Annotated in this window: 12 protein-coding genes; 2 read left to right on the top strand and 10 right to left on the bottom strand. The window is 73.5% G+C overall.

All coding sequences use genetic code 11. From position 1 onward, the window contains the following. A partial coding sequence (locus HCN56_RS11560) for a glycerophosphodiester phosphodiesterase (RefSeq protein ID WP_167970054.1) occupies positions 1–849 on the top strand: 849 nt, incomplete at its 5' end. An 81-nt stretch (positions 850–930) separates the two neighbouring features. On the opposite strand, the gene HCN56_RS11555 is transcribed toward HCN56_RS11560, so the two are convergent. The 10 genes from HCN56_RS11555 to polA all read right to left on the bottom strand — a co-directional run bounded on the left by HCN56_RS11555 (position 931) and on the right by polA (position 13,875). After that, positions 931–1,698 carry a M23 family metallopeptidase gene (locus HCN56_RS11555; protein ID WP_167970052.1) on the bottom strand — a complete coding sequence of 256 codons (768 nt, stop codon included), beginning with the start codon at positions 1,696–1,698 and terminating at the stop codon, positions 931–933. A 491-nt stretch (positions 1,699–2,189) separates the two neighbouring features. Then, positions 2,190–3,014, bottom strand: coding sequence for a PIG-L deacetylase family protein (locus HCN56_RS11550; protein ID WP_167970050.1), 825 nt, complete (start codon positions 3,012–3,014; stop codon positions 2,190–2,192). A 139-nt stretch (positions 3,015–3,153) separates the two neighbouring features. Continuing rightward, complete coding sequence (locus HCN56_RS11545; RefSeq protein ID WP_312871188.1) at positions 3,154–3,615, bottom strand: type II toxin-antitoxin system PemK/MazF family toxin; 462 nt, start codon at positions 3,613–3,615, stop codon at positions 3,154–3,156. Positions 3,616–3,619: 4 nt separating this feature from the next. After that, the gene (locus HCN56_RS11540) at positions 3,620–4,525 is read right to left on the bottom strand and encodes an MHYT domain-containing protein (protein ID WP_376770864.1); all 906 of its coding nucleotides are present in this window, start codon (positions 4,523–4,525) and stop codon (positions 3,620–3,622) included. Positions 4,526–4,728: 203 nt separating this feature from the next. Further along, positions 4,729–5,664 carry a hypothetical protein gene (locus tag HCN56_RS11535; RefSeq protein WP_167970046.1) on the bottom strand — a complete coding sequence of 312 codons (936 nt, stop codon included), beginning with the start codon at positions 5,662–5,664 and terminating at the stop codon, positions 4,729–4,731. After that, on the bottom strand, positions 5,661–6,995 hold the full coding sequence (locus HCN56_RS11530) for a VWA domain-containing protein (RefSeq protein WP_167970044.1): 1,335 nt from the start codon (positions 6,993–6,995) through the stop codon (positions 5,661–5,663). Before HCN56_RS11530 ends, HCN56_RS11535 begins: the two co-directional genes overlap by 4 nt. A 163-nt stretch (positions 6,996–7,158) precedes the next feature. Continuing rightward, a complete protein-coding gene (coaE, locus tag HCN56_RS11525) occupies positions 7,159–7,779 on the bottom strand; it encodes a dephospho-CoA kinase (RefSeq protein WP_167970034.1) in 621 nt (206 codons plus the stop codon). Between the two features lie 81 nt (positions 7,780–7,860). Continuing rightward, complete coding sequence (locus tag HCN56_RS11520; protein WP_446696831.1) at positions 7,861–8,793, bottom strand: PAC2 family protein; 933 nt, start codon at positions 8,791–8,793, stop codon at positions 7,861–7,863. Positions 8,794–9,314: 521 nt separating this feature from the next. Further along, entirely contained in the window at positions 9,315–10,832 is a 1,518-nt protein-coding gene (gene rpsA, locus HCN56_RS11515) for a 30S ribosomal protein S1 (protein WP_167970022.1), read from the bottom strand. 379 nt (positions 10,833–11,211) lie between these two features. Continuing rightward, positions 11,212–13,875, bottom strand: coding sequence for a DNA polymerase I (gene polA, locus HCN56_RS11510; RefSeq protein WP_167970056.1), 2,664 nt, complete (start codon positions 13,873–13,875; stop codon positions 11,212–11,214). A 215-nt stretch (positions 13,876–14,090) separates the two neighbouring features. Here polA and HCN56_RS11505 point away from each other — a divergent pair, with 215 nt between their 5' ends. After that, positions 14,091–16,391: an FdhF/YdeP family oxidoreductase gene (locus HCN56_RS11505; RefSeq protein ID WP_167970019.1), complete on the top strand. Its 2,301-nt coding sequence runs from the start codon at positions 14,091–14,093 to the stop codon at positions 16,389–16,391. Positions 16,392–16,472 lie beyond the last annotated feature (81 nt).

Raw genomic sequence — 16,472 nt, 5'->3', positions numbered from 1 at the left:
GGGCCGGCCCACGCGGCGGCGGGCGCACCGGCGCCCGCGCACGGCCCCGGGCCGGACGTGGTCGCCCACCGCGGCGCCTCCGGCCACGCCCCGGAGAACACGCTGGCCGCGGTGGACGCCGCCGCCGAGCTGGACGTGGAATGGGTGGAGGTGGACGTCCAGCGCGCCGGTGACGGCGAGCTGGTGGTGCTGCACGACAACGACCTGGCCCGCACCACCGACGCACCGGAGCGCCATCCCGACCGCGCGCCGTGGGCGCTGACGGACTTCTCCTACCCGGAGATCGCCGAGCTCGACGCCGGCTCCTGGTACGGGCCCGACTTCGCGGGCGAGCGGGTCCCCACGCTCGGCGAGGTGCTGGACCGCATGGCGGAGCACGGGCAGAAGCTGCTGCTGGAGGTGAAGTCGCCGGAGCTGTACCCCGGGATCGAGGCCGACATCGTCGCCGAGCTGCGGGAGCACGGCTGGCTGACCCCCCGCACCCTGCGCACCGCCCTGGTGGTGCAGAGCTTCGACGCCGCCTCGGTCCGGGTTCTCCACGAGCTGGCCCCGCGGGTCCGGACCGGGCTGCTGGGCAATCCCCCGGTGGCGGAGCTGCCCCGCCACGCGGAGTACGTCGACCAGATCAACCCCCGCCACACCACGGTGACCGCCGACTACGTGGCGGCGATCAAGGAGCTGCGGGGCGCGCACGGCCGCACGCTCCAGGTGAACGTCTGGACGGTCAACGACGGGCCCACCGCCTTCGCGCTGGCCGGGCTCGGCGTCGACGGCATCATCACCGACTACCCCGACGTGGTGCGGGCGGCGCTGAGCTCCGGGGTGAGGTCGCCGGAACCGGTCTCCTGACACACCGCGGCGACGGGCCGGCGGCCGGGCTCCTCGCCCGGCCGCCGGCCCGTCGGTGCGCAGCGGTTCTCCTGTCCGGCGTCAGCCGACGCCCTTGTCCCGCAGGAACTTGGCAGGGTCGATCGCCGAGCCGTAGTCCGGGGTGGTGCGGATCTCCAGGTGCAGGTGGGGGCCGCTGCTGTTGCCGGTGTTGCCGGAGCGGGCTATCTGCTCGCCCGACGTCACCTGGTCGCCGACGGAGACCTGGACGTTGGAGAGGTGCGCGTACTGGGAGTAGGTGCCGTTCTCGTGCTTCACCACCACGGCGTTGCCGTAGGCGGGGCCGTCGCCGGCGCCGTTGCCGCCGGCCTTGACGACGGTGCCCTTGGCGACCGAGTGCACGGCGGTGCCGCTGGAGACGGCGTAGTCCTGGCCGCTGTGGCCCGCGGCCCAGCGGTTGCCGCTGTTGCCGTAGGTCGCGCTGATGGTGTAGCCGCCGGAGATCGGGGCGGTCCAGCCGTTGGCCTTCTGCTCGGCCGCCTTCTTCTCCTTGGCCGCCTTGGCCTCGGCGGCCTTCTCGGCCTCGGCCTGCTTCGCCGCGCGGTCGACGGCGGTCTGCACCTCGGTCGCCTTGCCGTCGATGGCCAGCTTGGCGTCCGTGGCGGAGCCGCTCTGCCGCAGATCGGCCTGGGTGGCCGCGTAGTGCGCCAGCTCGGTGGAGCTGCTGGTGCCGAAGAGGTCCGCGTTGCCGGTCGCCTGCGCGACCCCGCCGCCGGCCAGGAGGGCCGCGGCGCAGGCGCCGATGGTCAGGGTTCCGGCCCGGCTGCGGAGCCGGGGAAGGAAGGCGCGGGACAGGTGAGTGCGGGACATTCCGGTGAATCCTCCGATGTGTGGGGGGCGCCGGATTTCTTCGAGCGCCACCACCATTGATAGAGGGCTTTTCCGGAGGCTTCAAACAGTGCTTTCCACTAACAACGGCCGTAGATTTCGACGGGGGAAATTGGTCCCTTCCGGAGCTGCCCGCGCAGGGGCCCGCGACCGCCGCACCGGCGAGCCCAAGCGGCGCACGGCGGCCGGGACCGGGGGAGGGAACGACTCCTCGGCCGAGATACCGGAACCGGCACGGCACAATTCCCCGCCGCGCCGGGACAAAGGTCCCGGACCTCGGTCCCGCATTTCCGCTATGCAGGTTAGTAAAGGCCGGATTCCGGGTGCGACACGTCACAGCGAAAGGCGACCGGAAGGAATTCCGGCGGGACGTGGTGCCGTCCGTTTCGGGACCATCGGCCCGCCGCGGGGGCGGCCTGCGGGAAGGCCCGGCCGGGCTGCGGAGGCAGACCGGCGGGGGCCGGGCGGGCGGGTCAGCGCGGGAAGAGCTCGAAGGGCACGCAGCGGCGCCCGTCGAACCGCTCCGCCGCCGCGTCCGCCGCCCCCTCGACGAGGTCGGCGGCGTAGGGGCCGGGGTCGACGCCCAGCCCTTCCAGGTAGGCGCGGTGTTCCCCCAGCGAGGCGACCGCGCGCCGCAGGGACTCCTCACCGACCGGCTGGGCATGGGTGGCCTGTGGGGACGCTGCCACCGCGATCCACCGCACGCCGTTCCAGGGGGCGAGCCGCCCGTCCTGCCCCGGCCCGGAGGCGCTGCCGGGGTCGGCCCGGAAAGCGGCGGTGTCGAGCTGCTCGCGGAAGATCCAGCGGTTGCCCGCGTCCCCGGCGGCGTCGATGGCCGCCTGGCCGACGGCGCGGTGGTCGGGGGTGTTGAGCGCCGCCCGGTCGCCGAAGTGCTCCCGGTGGTTCAGCGTGACCAGGAGCTGCGGCCGGTGGCGGCGGATCGCGGCGGCCAGTTCCCGCCGCAGGGCGACACCGCCCTCGACGACGCCGTCGCGGTGGTCCAGGAACTCCACCGCCCGGACACCCACCCGCTCGGCGCCGGCCCGCTGCTCGCGCTCCCGCAGCGGGCCGCACCGCTCGGGCTCGATCCCGTCGATACCCGCCTCGCCCCGGGTCACGAGCAGGTACGCGACGTCCTTGCCGGCGGCGGTCCACTCCGCGACGGCGGCCGCGGCCCCGTACTCCAGGTCGTCGGGGTGGGCGGCGATGGCCAGGGCGCGATCCCAGTCCGCCGGGAGCGGCCGGAGCGGCGTCGGGGCGTCCTGCGCGTCCGCCGAGGGCTGTGAGGTGTCCGTCATGGCCGCAGCCTAGGCCGCGGCCACCGCACGGCGGCGCACCCGGCGGGGCGTGGCGGGCCATGCCGGGCGAGCGGGTGCGACGAGCGGGAGGGACGACCCGCCGGGTACGTGTCGGGGCGCAGCGGCGAGGGGTGTCGCGTCAGCTCCAGCCGTACAGCTGCTGGAGCCGATGGGCAACGGCCTGGAACCGTGCCCGGTCCAGGGCGCACGCCTCGCGGCGCATGCCCTGCGGGTGGATGCGGAGCACCCGGTCGAGGTCCACCCAGGACTCGCGCCCCTGGCGGTCCCAGGGGCCCGTCCCCAGGGAGAACCACTCGTGGTCGTTCTCCCGGGGGCGCGAGGTGAGCTGGAGCGCGAGGAGTCCGGGGCCGTCCTCGTGCGCCACCACCAGCACGGGACGGTCCTTGCCGCGGCCGTCGTTCTCCTCGTAGGGCACCCAGGTCCACACGACCTCGCCGGGATCGGGCTCCCCGTCGTGCTCGGGCGCGTAGGTGCAGCGGGCGCCGCGGACACGGCGGGGGTCGATCTCGACGGTGGCCTCGGGGCCGAACTGCCCTCGGGCAGGCGGCTCTTCGCGGTGGTCTTCGTTCAGGGACGTCACCGTGTCACCGTACGGCGCCCGGTCCGGCGCCGGTGGCGCGGGGCTCGACTCGCGCGGCCGGCCGGGCGCCCCCGCGCCCCGCGTCGCCCGTGCCATCCTTGTCGTCCTGGTTCATCCGCTCGTGGATGTCCTGCACCGTCATCGGGTCCAGGCCGACGAAGAGGCCGACGAAGACGAGGACGACGATCGGCACCACCAGTGCCGGCATGAGGATCTCCACCTGCGCGTGGCCGCCGCCGGTGGTGGCGGCGCCGTGCGTGTGGACCGAGACGGCGGCCATCCCCGCGTAGTGCATGCCGGTGACCGCGACGCCCATGATGGCGCTGGCCCCCAGCGAGGCGGCGAAGCCGCTGACATTGACGGCGAACCACAGCGCGACGGTGGCGGCCACCACCGCGATGGCCACCGAGATGCCGACGGTCACCGTGTCGAACCGCATGACGCCGGCCATGTCCATCCCGGCCATGCCCATGTAGTGCATGGCGGCGACGCCCAGCCCCGTGATCACGCCGCCGGCGGCGAGCGTGAGGTTGCTGCGGGGCGCGTAGCCGACCAGGAACACGCCGACCCCGACCACCCCGACCGCCACCGCGAGGCTGGCGTAGGTGATGCCGAGGTCGTAGGTCAGGTTCATCGACGGGACGGTGAAGCCCATCATCGCGATGAAGTGCATCGTGAAGATGCCGGTACCGATCGCCAGGGCCCCCAGCGCCAGCCATCCCGGCCGGCGGTTGCGTTCGCTGCTCAGCGCCCGGGTCGTGCAGCGCAGTCCCAGGGCGCTGCCGACGACGGCCATGAGGAAGGCGAACACCGGCGTGATCAGGCCATAGGTGAAATCTTCCGCGGGTACTTCCGCTGCGAGCATGACGCACTCCCCCTGCACGTTCTTCGCCCGTGTCCCACTGGCCACGGGGACCCGATGCTAGGGGCGAGTTCAAGCCGAACACAGGGCCTATACCGTTCCGTTGCAACTCCGATGCAACACGATGCATGAGGGGGCGCATCTTCCTGCGCCAAGGGCCGACCGGCTCTCGTCGCGGGGCCGAGCGGTCCCCGCACGCACGAACGGTGGGACCGGTGCCGCGCACCGGTCCCACCGTCCTCGGAATCCGCTCAGCCGCGCACGCGGGGGTGGCGCACCACTGCGTAGCCGCCGAGTGCGGCCAGCGCTCCCAGCAGCCCGCCGCCGACCGTCCACAGCCAGCGGTCGGACCACCAGCCGCCGTTCCAACCGCCGTCGGGCTCCGCGACGACACCGGCGAACCGCACCCCGTCGTCGGTGGTCGGGTCGGCCGCGTCCGCGTCGGAACCGGCCTCCTCGCCCTCCGCCTCCTCGGTCGTCGCGGAGCTCTCACCGGTGTCCAGCGAGCCGGCCCGCGGGGTCGGGACCAGCGGGGCACCCAGCTCGCCGCCGCGGGCGTGGGCGCCTCCGGCGTCCTCGGTGGTGGTGCGGACCACCACCGAGACGGGCAGGCCGAGATCCTCCTCGGGGAGTTCCACCGCGGTGAGCCGCACGTAGTAGGCGCCCGGCAGCGGGTCGCCCGACCACGGCTCGGCCCAGGACCGGACGGTCCGCAGCGCGCAGCCCAGGGTGACCTCGGACGCGTCGGCGGCGGCCTCCACCGTGGCGTCCCCGCCGACGCACGCCTGCTTGCGGCGCAGCCCGTCGTGGACGTCGATCTGCCAGACGCTGGGGCCGCTGCGGTCCCCCTCGTCCTCGAAGGTGATCACGGCGTCGACCGTCGCGTCGTGGCCGGCGGCGACGGGGAACGCCCAGTAGAGGAACTCGCCCACGGTGGCGCGGGCGGTGCCCCGGCCGGACTCCCCCAGCACGGCGGCGTCGCGGAACCCGGTCCCCGCCTCGGTGGGTTCGGCGGCCGGGTCGGCGTCGCCGTCCGTGCCGTCCTCCTCCCCGGCGGGGGTCTCGGCGTCCTGGGCGAGCACGGCGGGCGCCGTGCCCAGCAGCAGGCCCGCGGCGAGGGCGAGCGCCGTCAGCGGCCGGGCGGAGCGCCGGGCGGTCGCGCGGCGGGCGGTCGTGTGGCGGCTCATGCGAACACCCTCCGGACGAGTCCCCAGACCACGCCGGCCACCAGGCCGGTCACGGTCAGCAGCACCAGCGGCACCCAGCCCCGGGCGAGGCCGAAGGCGGCCACGTCGGAGGGGCTGTCGGCGGCGGCCACCAGGTCGACGGTCAGCTCCACCGGCATGCCGGGAGCACGCTGCACCGAATCGGGCGCGGAGAAGGCGTTGCTGACCTCCAGGCAGAGCACGCTCTCCTCGCCGTCGCGGTCGCCATCGGTGTCACCCGACGGGGTCGGCGACGGAGAGGCGGACGAGCCCCCGTCGGCGTCGGCCTCGGGGAGCGCCGCGCGCTCGGCCCAGGGGTAGCGCAGCCCGGTGGAGATCACGTCGGTCCGGCCGTGGCCGGCCTCCCGGCCGCGGGCGAGTTCCTGGCCGTCCTCGTCGAGCAGGCGGAGCATGACGGCGTAGTCGCGGTCCACCGGGCGGTCGGCGGCGACGCTGACCGAGGCGCGCAGCTCCCGGCCGGGGGCGAGCTGCACCCGGTAGTAGCGGTGCTCCCCCATCTCCTCGCGGTCGCTGTAGACGCCGGCGCGCAGCAGCGGGGCGGCGGCGCAGTCGTCACCGGCGCCCTCGACGGCGGTGGGCGCCTCGACGACGACCTCGGCGGAGCGGTCGACCAGCTGGCCGAGCCGCTCGGTGAGCTGGTCGACGTCCTGCACGGCGGTGTAGGTGCCGCCGGTCGCCTCGGCGATGCAGCTGAGCTGGGTGCGGACCTTGTCGTCCTTCGGGGTGAGGCCGAGCGTGTCGACCGTCAGCCGGATGCCCTCGGCGGCCAGTTCCCGGGCCACCTCGCAGGGGTCGGGCGGTCCGCAGGTCTCTTCTCCGTCGGTGATGAGCACGATCCGCCGCGAATTGTCGCTGTCGCCGCCGAAGTCCTCGACGGCCTCCCGCAGCGCGTGGCTGATCGGGGTGAACCCGGTGGGCTCCAGCGCGGCGACCGCTTCCTTGGCCTCGGCCTTGGCGACCCGGCCGACGGGGTAGATCTGCTCGCTGTCGCGGCAGGCCTCGTCGTCCATCTCCTCACCGCGGAAGTTGGCGCCGAGGGTGCGGATACCGAGGTGCACGGTCTCCGGCAGGCCGTCGATGACCTCGTTGAACGCCTGCTTGGCGGCGTCCATGCGGGTCTGTCCCGCGCTGTAGCTCTCCCCCATGGAGCCGCTGACGTCGAGGACGAGCTGGACCTTCGGGGGGTCCTGCGAGGGGCGGGGCTCCGCCGCCACGGGGGACGCGGTCGCGCCCACTGTCAGGGCCGCGAACACACCGCTCAGGGTGGCCGCCAGCCGTCTTCCTATGATCATTTGGCGGATACTACGAGCCGCGTCAGCGGGCACCAAAACCGCTCCGGCGCACACCGGTTGATATCCCGTCAGGGCCGGACAGCCGCCGTCGGACGCAGGGGCGGCAGCGCTGCCGGCAGCGGAACGGAGGCCGGCCGGGCGGGGGCGGGGAGCCGCACGGTGGTCAGCGGCCGGCGGCGGGCGGCCCTGCCGCGGCACGGGCGGCCAGCTCGTGCCACAGCTCCGCGACCCGGTCGGCGAGCTCCGCCGTCGTGCCGGTGTTGGGCACCACCACGTCGGCCACGGCCAGCCGCTCCCCGCGCTCTGCCTGGGCGGCCATCCGCCCCCGGGCCTCCTGCGGCGTCATCCCCCGCAGCCGGGTCAGCCGGTCGAGTTGCAACTCCTCGGGGACGTCGACCACCACTACCAGGTCGTAGCGGCCGGCGAGGCCGTTCTCCGTCAGCAGCGGCACGTCGTGCACGACCACGGAGTCGGCGGGGGCGGCGGCCTGGAGCGCCGCCGAGCGCTCGGCCACCAGCGGGTGCACGATCGCGTTGAGCGCGGCGAGCCGCTCGGGGTCGTTGAAGACGACCTCGGCGAGAGCGGGGCGGTCGAGCGAGCCGTCGGCGGCGAGGACCCCCGCACCGAACTCCGCGGCGACCGCGGCCAGTCCGGGGCTGCCCGGCGCGACGACCTCCCGGGCGACGACGTCCGCGTCGACCACCACCGCACCGTGGCCGGCGAGCAGCCGCACCACCGTGCTCTTGCCCGAGCCGATGCCTCCGGTCAGTCCCACAGTCACCATGCCCGCAGCGTAGCGGACGCCCTCCCGGCGGGGCCGACGTGCCGCCGCCCCCGCCGGGAGGGCGGGGGCGGCGGGCGGGCGTCACCGACCGGGGGCCGGGGGGCCGTCCTCACCGTCATCCCGCTCCGCGAGGAACCGCTCGAACACCGCGCCGAGCTCCTCGGCGGACGGCAGCTCGGAGGGCTCGGCCATCAGGCTGCGGCGTCCCTCCGCCCCCGCGACGGCGTCGTACTGCTGCTCCAGCCCGCGGACGACGGCGACCAGTTCGGCGTCGCCCTGGGCGATCTCCCGCTCGATCTCGTCCTGCGTCGCGGCGGCGGCCGCCCGCAGCGCGTGGGCGGCGCGGGGCAGCACCAGCCCGGTGGCGGCGGTGATCGTCTCCAGCACCACCAGGGTGGCGTCCGGGTAGCGCGACCGGGCGAGGTAGTGCGGCACGTGGGCCGCGATGCCGAGGACGTCGTGGCCGGCGTTGCCGAGCCGCAGCTCCGTCAGGGCGGCGGCGCTGCCGGGCACCTGCGCCTCGGTGAAGAGTCCCGGCTGGGTGGGGACGAGATCGACGCGGGTGCCGTGCGGGGTGAGCCCCACCGGCCGCGTGTGGGGCACGCCCATCGGGATGCCGTGGAAGGTCATGGCCAGCCGGACGCCGAGACGGTCCACGATCTGCCGGACGGCGGCGGTGAAGCTGTCCCATTCGACGTCCGGCTCCGGGCCGCTGAGCAGCAGGAAGGGCTGGCCGGTGGCGTCCTCCAGCAACCGCAGTTCCAGCTGCGGCTGCTCGTAGCCGGCCCAGCGGTCGCGCCGGAACACCATCGCGGGACGCCGGGCCCGGTAGTCCACCAGGCGGTCGTGGTCGAAGCGGGCGACCACCGTGCCCGGGAGGCGCTGCTCGCCCTCGGCGGGTTGCTCCGCCTCCTCGGCACCGTCGTCCGCGCCGCCCGCGCCGCCCGTCGGCGGCTCGTCCGCCCCGGCGCGGGCGGGCTCGCCCGTCCCGTCCTCGGCGGGGCCGCTGGGCAGGTCGCCCTCCCCGGCGCGGTCCAGCCCCAGCTCCACCGCCAGGTCCGGCTCCGTCCCGCCGGCCAGGCCGTCGCCCGCCTCGGCGCGCGCGGCGTCGCCGTCGGCGTCGAGCAACCGTTCCACCAGCTGGGCGCCGGTCTCACCGGCGTCGATGAAGCCGTTGAAGTGGTAGAGCATCACCAGCCCGCCGGCGTCCGGCGCCGCTACTGCCGCCTGGGCGCGACGCAACCCTTCCGGGTCCCACGCGTACAACTCCTGCGGATCGCGCACGGCGCCGCACCCCTTCCACTTCGTTCCGTGTCCGGCAGAACGCCTGTGAGGGTGAGCGCATTCCCGGACAGGGCAGAGAGTAACGGCCCCCGGTGACAGGGTTCCCGCACGGGGCCCCTGCCCACACCCCGACCGGGCCGCGGACGGCGTGCGACGAGGCGGCCCCGGACGCGGCTCGGCCCCCCCGACCGGAAGGTCGCGGGGGCCGAGTGAATCCGCCTCACGCGGCGCTGCCCGAGGGCAGCGGGTGATCAGCTCTGGCCGCCGGCCAGCTTCTCACGGAGCGCGGCCAGGGCCTCGTCGGAGGCCAGGGCGCCCGAGTCCTCGCTGGAGGTGGAGGAGTACGAGCCACCACCGGAGGAAGCGCTACCGGAACCGCCGGACGCCGCAGCGCCGCCGGTCTCGGTGCCCTCGGCCTCGGCCTGGGCGTCCGCCTCGCGGGACTTGATGACCTGGGCCTGGTGCTGCTCGAAGCGCGTCTGGGCGTCGGAGTACTGACGCTCCCACTCCTCGCGCTGCTTGTCGAAGCCCTCGAGCCAGTCGTTGGCCTCGGGGTCGAAGCCCTCGGGGTAGATGTAGTTGCCCTGGTCGTCGTAGGACGCGGCCATGCCGTACAGGGTCGGGTCGAACTCGACGGCCATCGGGTCGGCGCCGAAGTTCTCGTTCGCCTGCTTCAGCGAGAGGCTGATCCGGCGACGCTCCAGGTCGATGTCGATGACCTTGACGAAGATCTCGTCGTTGACCTGGACGACCTGCTCCGGGATCTCCACGTGGCGCTCGGCCAGCTCGGAGATGTGGACCAGGCCCTCGATGCCCTCGTCCACGCGGACGAACGCACCGAACGGCACCAGCTTGGTGACCTTGCCGGGGACGACCTGGCCGATCTGGTGGGTCCGGGCGAACTGCTGCCACGGGTCTTCCTGGGTCGCCTTGAGCGACAGGGAGACGCGCTCGCGGTCCATGTCGACGTCCAGGACCTCGACCGTGACCTCCTGGCCGACCTCGACGACCTCGGAGGGGTGGTCGATGTGCTTCCAGGACAGCTCGGAGACGTGCACCAGGCCGTCCACGCCACCCAGGTCCACGAAGGCACCGAAGTTGACGATGGAGGAGACGACGCCGGAGCGCACCTGACCCTTCTGGAGGGTGGTGAGGAAGGTCTGGCGGACCTCGCTCTGGGTCTGCTCCAGCCAGGCGCGGCGGGACAGGACCACGTTGTTGCGGTTCTTGTCCAGCTCGATGATCTTGGCCTCGAGCTCCTTGCCCACGTAGGGCTGGAGGTCGCGCACGCGGCGCATCTCGACCAGGGAGGCCGGGAGGAAGCCGCGGAGGCCGATGTCGAGGATGAGACCACCCTTGACGACCTCGATGACGGTACCGGTGACGATCCCGTCCTCTTCCTTGATCTTCTCGATGGTGCCCCAGGCGCGCTCGTACTGGGCGCGCTTCTTCGAGAGGATCAGGCGGCCTTCCTTGTCCTCCTTCTGGAGAACAAGGGCTTCGATCTCGTCACCGACTGCGACGACCTCGTTGGGGTCGACGTCGTGCTTGATCGACAGCTCGCGGGAAGGGATGACGCCCTCGGTCTTGTAACCGATGTCGAGCAGGACCTCGTCCCGGTCGACCTTCACGATGACGCCGTCGACGATGTCGCCGTCGTTGAAGTACTTGATCGTCTCGTCGATCGCGGCGAGGAAGTCTTCCTCGGAACCGATGTCGTTTACCGCAACCTGCGGGGTGGTCACGGTGCTCTCGGTGCTGCTCGTCATGTGTGAAAGGGCTCCGGTACGGACAAAGAGTCGTAGGCACTACTACGCTGTGGACCCTTTTCGCACCGCCGAAGCCAGACAGCCCAAGAAGCGCTTCCGTGATCATCCGTGACGGACGATCCGGAATGCGCCTCGACCACCGAGGGACATACAACAGATACGAGCGCGGCCTGCTCCGTCCGAGGCACACAGGCCCGCAGCGCGCCTTATAGCATACGGGCGCATTGCAGCCGGGTCAATGCGCGCTTCGCCGCACGAGCGCAGCAAAAGGGCGCTTTCCGGCACGCAACGGACAACGACTACCCCGGCGGAGTGACCCGCGCCACCCCCGGGTGCGGGCGGTGCACGCGGTCGGCGCTCGACGCGGCCGGCGACCGCGTCAGTGCGCGGCGCTCTCCCAGGTGTCGCCGACCCCGACGGAGACGTCCAGCGGGGCCCGCAGCGCGACGGCGCCCGACATCTCGCGGCGCACCAGCGCTTCCACCGGCTCCCGCTCGCCCGGGGCGAGTTCCAGGACGATCTCGTCGTGGACCTGGAGCAGCAGCCGGGAGCGCAGCCCCTCGGCGGCCAGCGCCGCGTCCACCTTCAGCATCGCGATCTTGACGATGTCGGCGGCGGTGCCCTGGATCGGCGCGTTGAGCGCCATCCGCTCCGCCATCTCGCGGCGCTGGCGGTTGGAGCTGGTGAGGTCGGGGAGGTAGCGGCGGCGGCCGAGCAGCGTCTCGGTGTAGCCGACGCCCGTGGCCTCCTGCACCGCGCGCTGCAGGAAGTCCCGCACGCCGCCGAACCGCTCGAAGTAGGTGTCCATCAGCGCCCGCGCCTCCTCGGGGCTCACCGAGAGCTGCTGGGAGAGCCCGAAGGCGGAGAGGCCGTACGCGAGGCCGTAGCTCATCGCCTTGGTCTTGCGGCGCATCTCGGGGTCGACCTGGTCGCGCGGCACCCCGAAGACCTGCGAGGCCACCGTGTCGTGGAGGTCCTCGCCGGAGGTGAACGCCTCCAGCAGCCCCTCGTCCTCGGAGAGGTGCGCCATGACCCGCAGCTCGATCTGGCTGTAGTCGGCGGTCAGCAGCGACTCGTACCCCTCCCCCACCACGAAGGCACCGCGAATGGCGCGGCCCTCCTCGGTGCGGACCGGGACGTTCTGCAGGTTGGGCTCGGTGGAGGAGAGGCGGCCGGTGGCGGCCACCGTCTGGCTGAAGGTGGTGTGGATGCGGCCGTCGGCGGCGATCGTCTTGATCAGGCCCTCGACCGTCGTCCGCAGCCGGGACTGCTCGCGGTGGCGGAGCATGAGCACCGGCAGCTCGTGCTCGGTCTGGCCGGCGAGCCAGGCCAGGGCGTCCGCGTCGGTGGTGTACCCGGTCTTCGTCTTCTTCGTCTTCGGGAGGTTGAGCTCGCCGAAGAGCACCTCCTGGAGCTGCTTGGGCGAGCCGAGGTTGAACTCGTGGCCCACCGCCGCGTGCGCGGCCGCCACGGACTCCTGGACGGCGGCGGCGAACCGCTGCTCCAGCGCGCCGAGCGCCGCGCGGTCGGCGGCGATGCCGGCGCGTTCCATGCGGGCCAGCAGCTCGGAGGTGGGGAGCTCGATGTCGCGCAGCAGCTCCAGCGCGCCCACCTCGCGCAACCGCTCGGTGAGGGCGGTGCCGAGGTCGAGCACGGTGCGCGCCTGCTGCATCAGCGCGTCCGCCTCCGCGGCGTCCTCGACGCCGAAGGCGAGCTGGCCGTCGTCCGGGGTGGCCGGGGCCAGCTCGCGGCCGAGGAACTCCAGGCTCAGCCCCTCCAGCGCGAAGGAGCGACGCCCGGGCTGCACCAGGTAGGCGGCGAGGGCGGTGTCGGTGTCCGCGCCGGCCAGCCGCCAGCCGTGGTCGGCGAGGACCCGCTGGAGCTGCTTGACGCCGTGGACGACCTTGGGCCGCTCGGGGTCCGCCACCCAGGCCGCGAAGGCCCGGTCGTCGGCCTCGTCGAGCTCGGCGGGATCGAACCAGGCGGCGGGGCCCGCCGCGGTGGCCAGCGCGACCGCGTGCACCGAGCCGGTGCCCAACGCCCAGACGTCCTTGGTCGCCACTCCGAGGGGGCCGTCGCCGTGGGCGTCGAGCCACTGCGGCAGCTCACCGGTGGCCAGGACGGTGCCGTCGACGGCGACGCCCGGGGCGGGGGCCCCCTGCTCCTCCGGCGAGCCGCTGGGGTCCATCGCGAACAGCCGCTCGCGGAGGTTCTGGTTGCGGAACTCCAGCGAGTCCAGCAGCACGCTGACGGCGTCGCGGTCGAAGGCCGCGCGTGCGAGGTCGGCAGGGCCGGCGGGCAGTTCGACGTCCCGCACCATCTCGGTCAGCTCGCGGTTGAGCCGCACGTTCTCCAGGTTGTCGCGGAGGTTCTGGCCCGCCTTGCCCTTGACCTCCTCGGCGCGCGTCAGGAGTTCGTCCAGCGAGCCGAACTGGGTGATCCACTTGGTGGCGGTCTTCTCCCCGACCCCGGGGATGCCGGGGAGGTTGTCGGAGGGGTCGCCGCGCAGCGCGGCGAAGTCCGGGTACTGCGCGGGGCGCAGGCCGTACTTCTCCTCGATCTTGTCCGGGGTGAAGCGGGTCAGCTCGGAGACGCCCTTGGTGGGGTAGAGCACGGTGACGTCGTCGGTCACCAGCTGGAAGTTGTCCCGGTCCCCGGTGACGATCAGCACCTCGTAGCCGTCAGCGGCCGCCCGGGTGGCGAGGGTGGCGATCACGTCGTCGGCCTCGAAGCCGTCGACCGCGAACCGCCGCACCGCCATGGCGTCCAGCAGTTCGCCGATCAGCTCCACCTGGCCGCGGAAGGCGTCGGGGGTGGCGGAGCGGGTCGCCTTGTACTCGGGGAAGCGCTCGGAGCGCCAGGTCTTGCGGGAGACGTCGAAGGCGACGGCGAGGTGCGTCGGGGCCTCGTCACGCACGGTGTTGGCGAGCATGGAGGTGAACCCGTAGATCGCGTTGGTGGGCTGGCCCACCGCCGTGGTGAAGTTCTCCGCGGGCAGGGCGAAGAACGCCCGGTAGGCCAGCGAATGGCCGTCCAGCAGCATCAGCCGCCGGGGCGCGGAATCGGTCGTCTGCTCTGCGTTGCTCACCGTGTTCTCAGCCACCCGCGCATCCTCCCACGGACCGCCGACAGCCCCGGGCGCCGACGCCCGCGCAGCGACTCGCGCCGCCGCCCGGCCGGGGTGCTCCGGCCGGTGCCGCCCGACCGGTCGGCGTGGCACGATCGAGGGAAGACGTTCCGGCCGACGGGAGACGCACCATGCCGCAGCCGCCTTCGGGTGATCCGATACAGGACGCCCCGCGCACCGGAGGGGGCCCGCGGGAGAGCGCGGCCGGGCTGCCCGCCGTCGCCCACGCCATGGACATGGCGCGCAAGGAGATGGGGGTGCGGCGCACGGCGCTGACCCTGCTGCGCGTCAACCAGCACGACGGGTTCGACTGCCCCGGCTGCGCCTGGCCCGAGCCCGACAAGCCGCACACCGCCGAGTTCTGCGAGAACGGCGCCAAGGCGGTGGCGGAGGAGGCCACCCGCCACCGGGTGACCCCCGACTTCTTCGAGCGCCATCCGCTGTCCGACCTGGCCGGGCGTTCCGGCTACTGGCTCGGGAAGCAGGGCCGGCTCACCACCCCGATGTACCTGGCGGAGGGCGACGACCGGTACCGGCCGGTCTCCTGGCAGCGCGCGCTGGAGCTGGTGGCGGCAGAGCTGCGCGCGGTGGACTCGCCGGACGAGGCGGTCTTCTACACCTCCGGCCGGACCAGCAACGAGGCCGCCTTCCTCTACCAGCTGTTCGCCCGGGAGTTCGGCACCAACAACCTCCCGGACTGCTCCAACATGTGCCACGAGTCGTCGGGGTCGGCGCTGGGCGAGACCATCGGTGTCGGCAAGGGCAGCGTGCTGCTGGAGGACCTCTACCGGGCCGACCTGATCGTGGTCGCCGGACAGAACCCCGGGACCAACCATCCCCGGATGCTCTCGGCCCTGGAGCGGGCCAAGAAGGAGGGCGCCCGGATCATCACGGTCAACCCGCTGCCGGAGAGCGGACTGCGGAAGTTCCGCAACCCGCAGTCGCCGGTGGGGCTCGCCGGGGGCGGCACCGAGCTCACCGACCTCTTCCTGCAGATCCGGCTCGGCGGCGACCAGGCGCTGTTCCGCATGGTGAGCCGGCTGGTCCTGGAGGCGGAGGGCGGCACCGACGAGGAGTTCATCGCCGAGCACACCCACGGCTTCGAGGCGTACGCCGAGGCGGCGCGCGCCGCCGACTGGGAGACGACGCTGCGCGCCACCGGCCTGACCCGGCCGGAGATCGAGGCGATGGCCCGCATGGTGCTGGAGTCCCGCGCGACGGTGGTCTGCTGGGCGATGGGGCTCACCCAGCACAAGCACTCGGTGCCCACGATCCGGGAGATCGTCAACCTGCTGCTGCTGCGCGGCGACATCGGCAGGCCGGGGGCGGGGGTCTGCCCGGTGCGCGGCCACTCCAACGTGCAGGGCGACCGCACGATGGGGATCTTCGAGCGGCCCGCGCCCGCCTTCCTCGACGCGCTGGAGAAGGAGTTCTCCTTCTCGCCGCCGCGGGAGCACGGCCTGGACACGGTCGACTCGATCCGCGCGATGCGCGACGGCCGGGTCCGGGTCTTCTTCGCGATGGGCGGCAACTTCGTCGCGGCCTCGCCCGACACCGCCGTGACCGAGGACGCCGTGCGGCGCGCCGCGCTGACCGTCCACGTCTCCACCAAGCTCAACCGCTCCCACTGCGTCACCGGTGCGCGGGCGCTGATCCTGCCGACGCTGGGCCGCACCGAGCGGGACGGCAGCGGCGGCCGGGAGCAGTTCGTCACCGTGGAGGACTCCATGGGGATGGTCCACGCCTCGCGCGGCCGGCTCGCCCCGGCGGACCGCGGGCTGCTGTCGGAGACGGCGATCGTCTGCCGGCTGGCGCGGCTGGTGCTCGGGGACCGTTCGGCCACGCCCTGGGAGGAGTTCGAGCGCGACTACGACCTGGTACGGGACCGGATAGCCCGGGTGGTGCCGGGGTTCGAGGGGTTCAACGAGCGGGTGCGCCGGCCGGGCGGGTTCGCTCTGCCGCACGCGCCCCGCGACGAGCGGCGGTTCCCCACGGCCACGGGCAAGGCCAACTTCACCGCCGCACCGGTCGAGTTCCCCGAGGTGGGCGAGGGGCGGCTGCTGCTGCAGACGCTGCGCTCGCACGACCAGTACAACACCACGATCTACGGACTCGACGACCGCTACCGGGGGGTGCGGGGCGGGCGGCGGGTGGTGATGGTCAACCCCGACGACGCCGCCGGACTCGGCCTGGCCGACGGGGACTACGTCGACCTGGTCAGCGAGTGGCGGGACGGGGTGGAGCGCCGGGCGCCGGGGTTCCTGGTGATGCACTACCCGACGGCCCGCGGTTGCGCGGCGGCCTACTATCCGGAGACCAACGTGCTGGTGCCGCTGGACTCCACCGCGGACGTCTCCAACACCCCGACCAGCAAGTCGGTGGTGGTCAGGCTGGAGCCCGCGGCCGCCGGGGCGGCGCTGCCGGCGCCGTGAGGGCGGTCCCGGCCCGGCGCAGCGCGGGGGCCGGGGGCGGCCGGAGATCTAGGCTGGTGGGGGGGGGGGGGGGGGGGGGGG

This window comes from Streptomyces lonarensis (assembly GCF_012033735.1).
GTDB lineage: Bacteria > Actinomycetota > Actinomycetes > Streptomycetales > Streptomycetaceae > Streptomyces > Streptomyces lonarensis.
Note: the sequence above shows the minus strand (reverse complement) of the source record. Positions and strands in the feature narration are given on the sequence as shown.

Coding starts and splice junctions, on each gene's coding strand:
- HCN56_RS11555 (WP_167970052.1), bottom strand. CDS start 1,698: ATGTCCCGCACTCACCTGTCCCGCGCCTTCCTTCCCCGGCTCCGCAGC.
- HCN56_RS11550 (WP_167970050.1), bottom strand. CDS start 3,014: ATGACGGACACCTCACAGCCCTCGGCGGACGCGCAGGACGCCCCGACG.
- HCN56_RS11535 (WP_167970046.1), bottom strand. CDS start 5,664: ATGAGCCGCCACACGACCGCCCGCCGCGCGACCGCCCGGCGCTCCGCC.
- HCN56_RS11530 (WP_167970044.1), bottom strand. CDS start 6,995: ATGATCATAGGAAGACGGCTGGCGGCCACCCTGAGCGGTGTGTTCGCG.
- coaE (WP_167970034.1), bottom strand. CDS start 7,779: ATGGTGACTGTGGGACTGACCGGAGGCATCGGCTCGGGCAAGAGCACG.
- rpsA (WP_167970022.1), bottom strand. CDS start 10,832: ATGACGAGCAGCACCGAGAGCACCGTGACCACCCCGCAGGTTGCGGTA.
- polA (WP_167970056.1), bottom strand. CDS start 13,875: ATGCTGCTGGACGGCCATTCGCTGGCCTACCGGGCGTTCTTCGCCCTG.
- HCN56_RS11505 (WP_167970019.1), top strand. CDS start 14,091: ATGCCGCAGCCGCCTTCGGGTGATCCGATACAGGACGCCCCGCGCACC.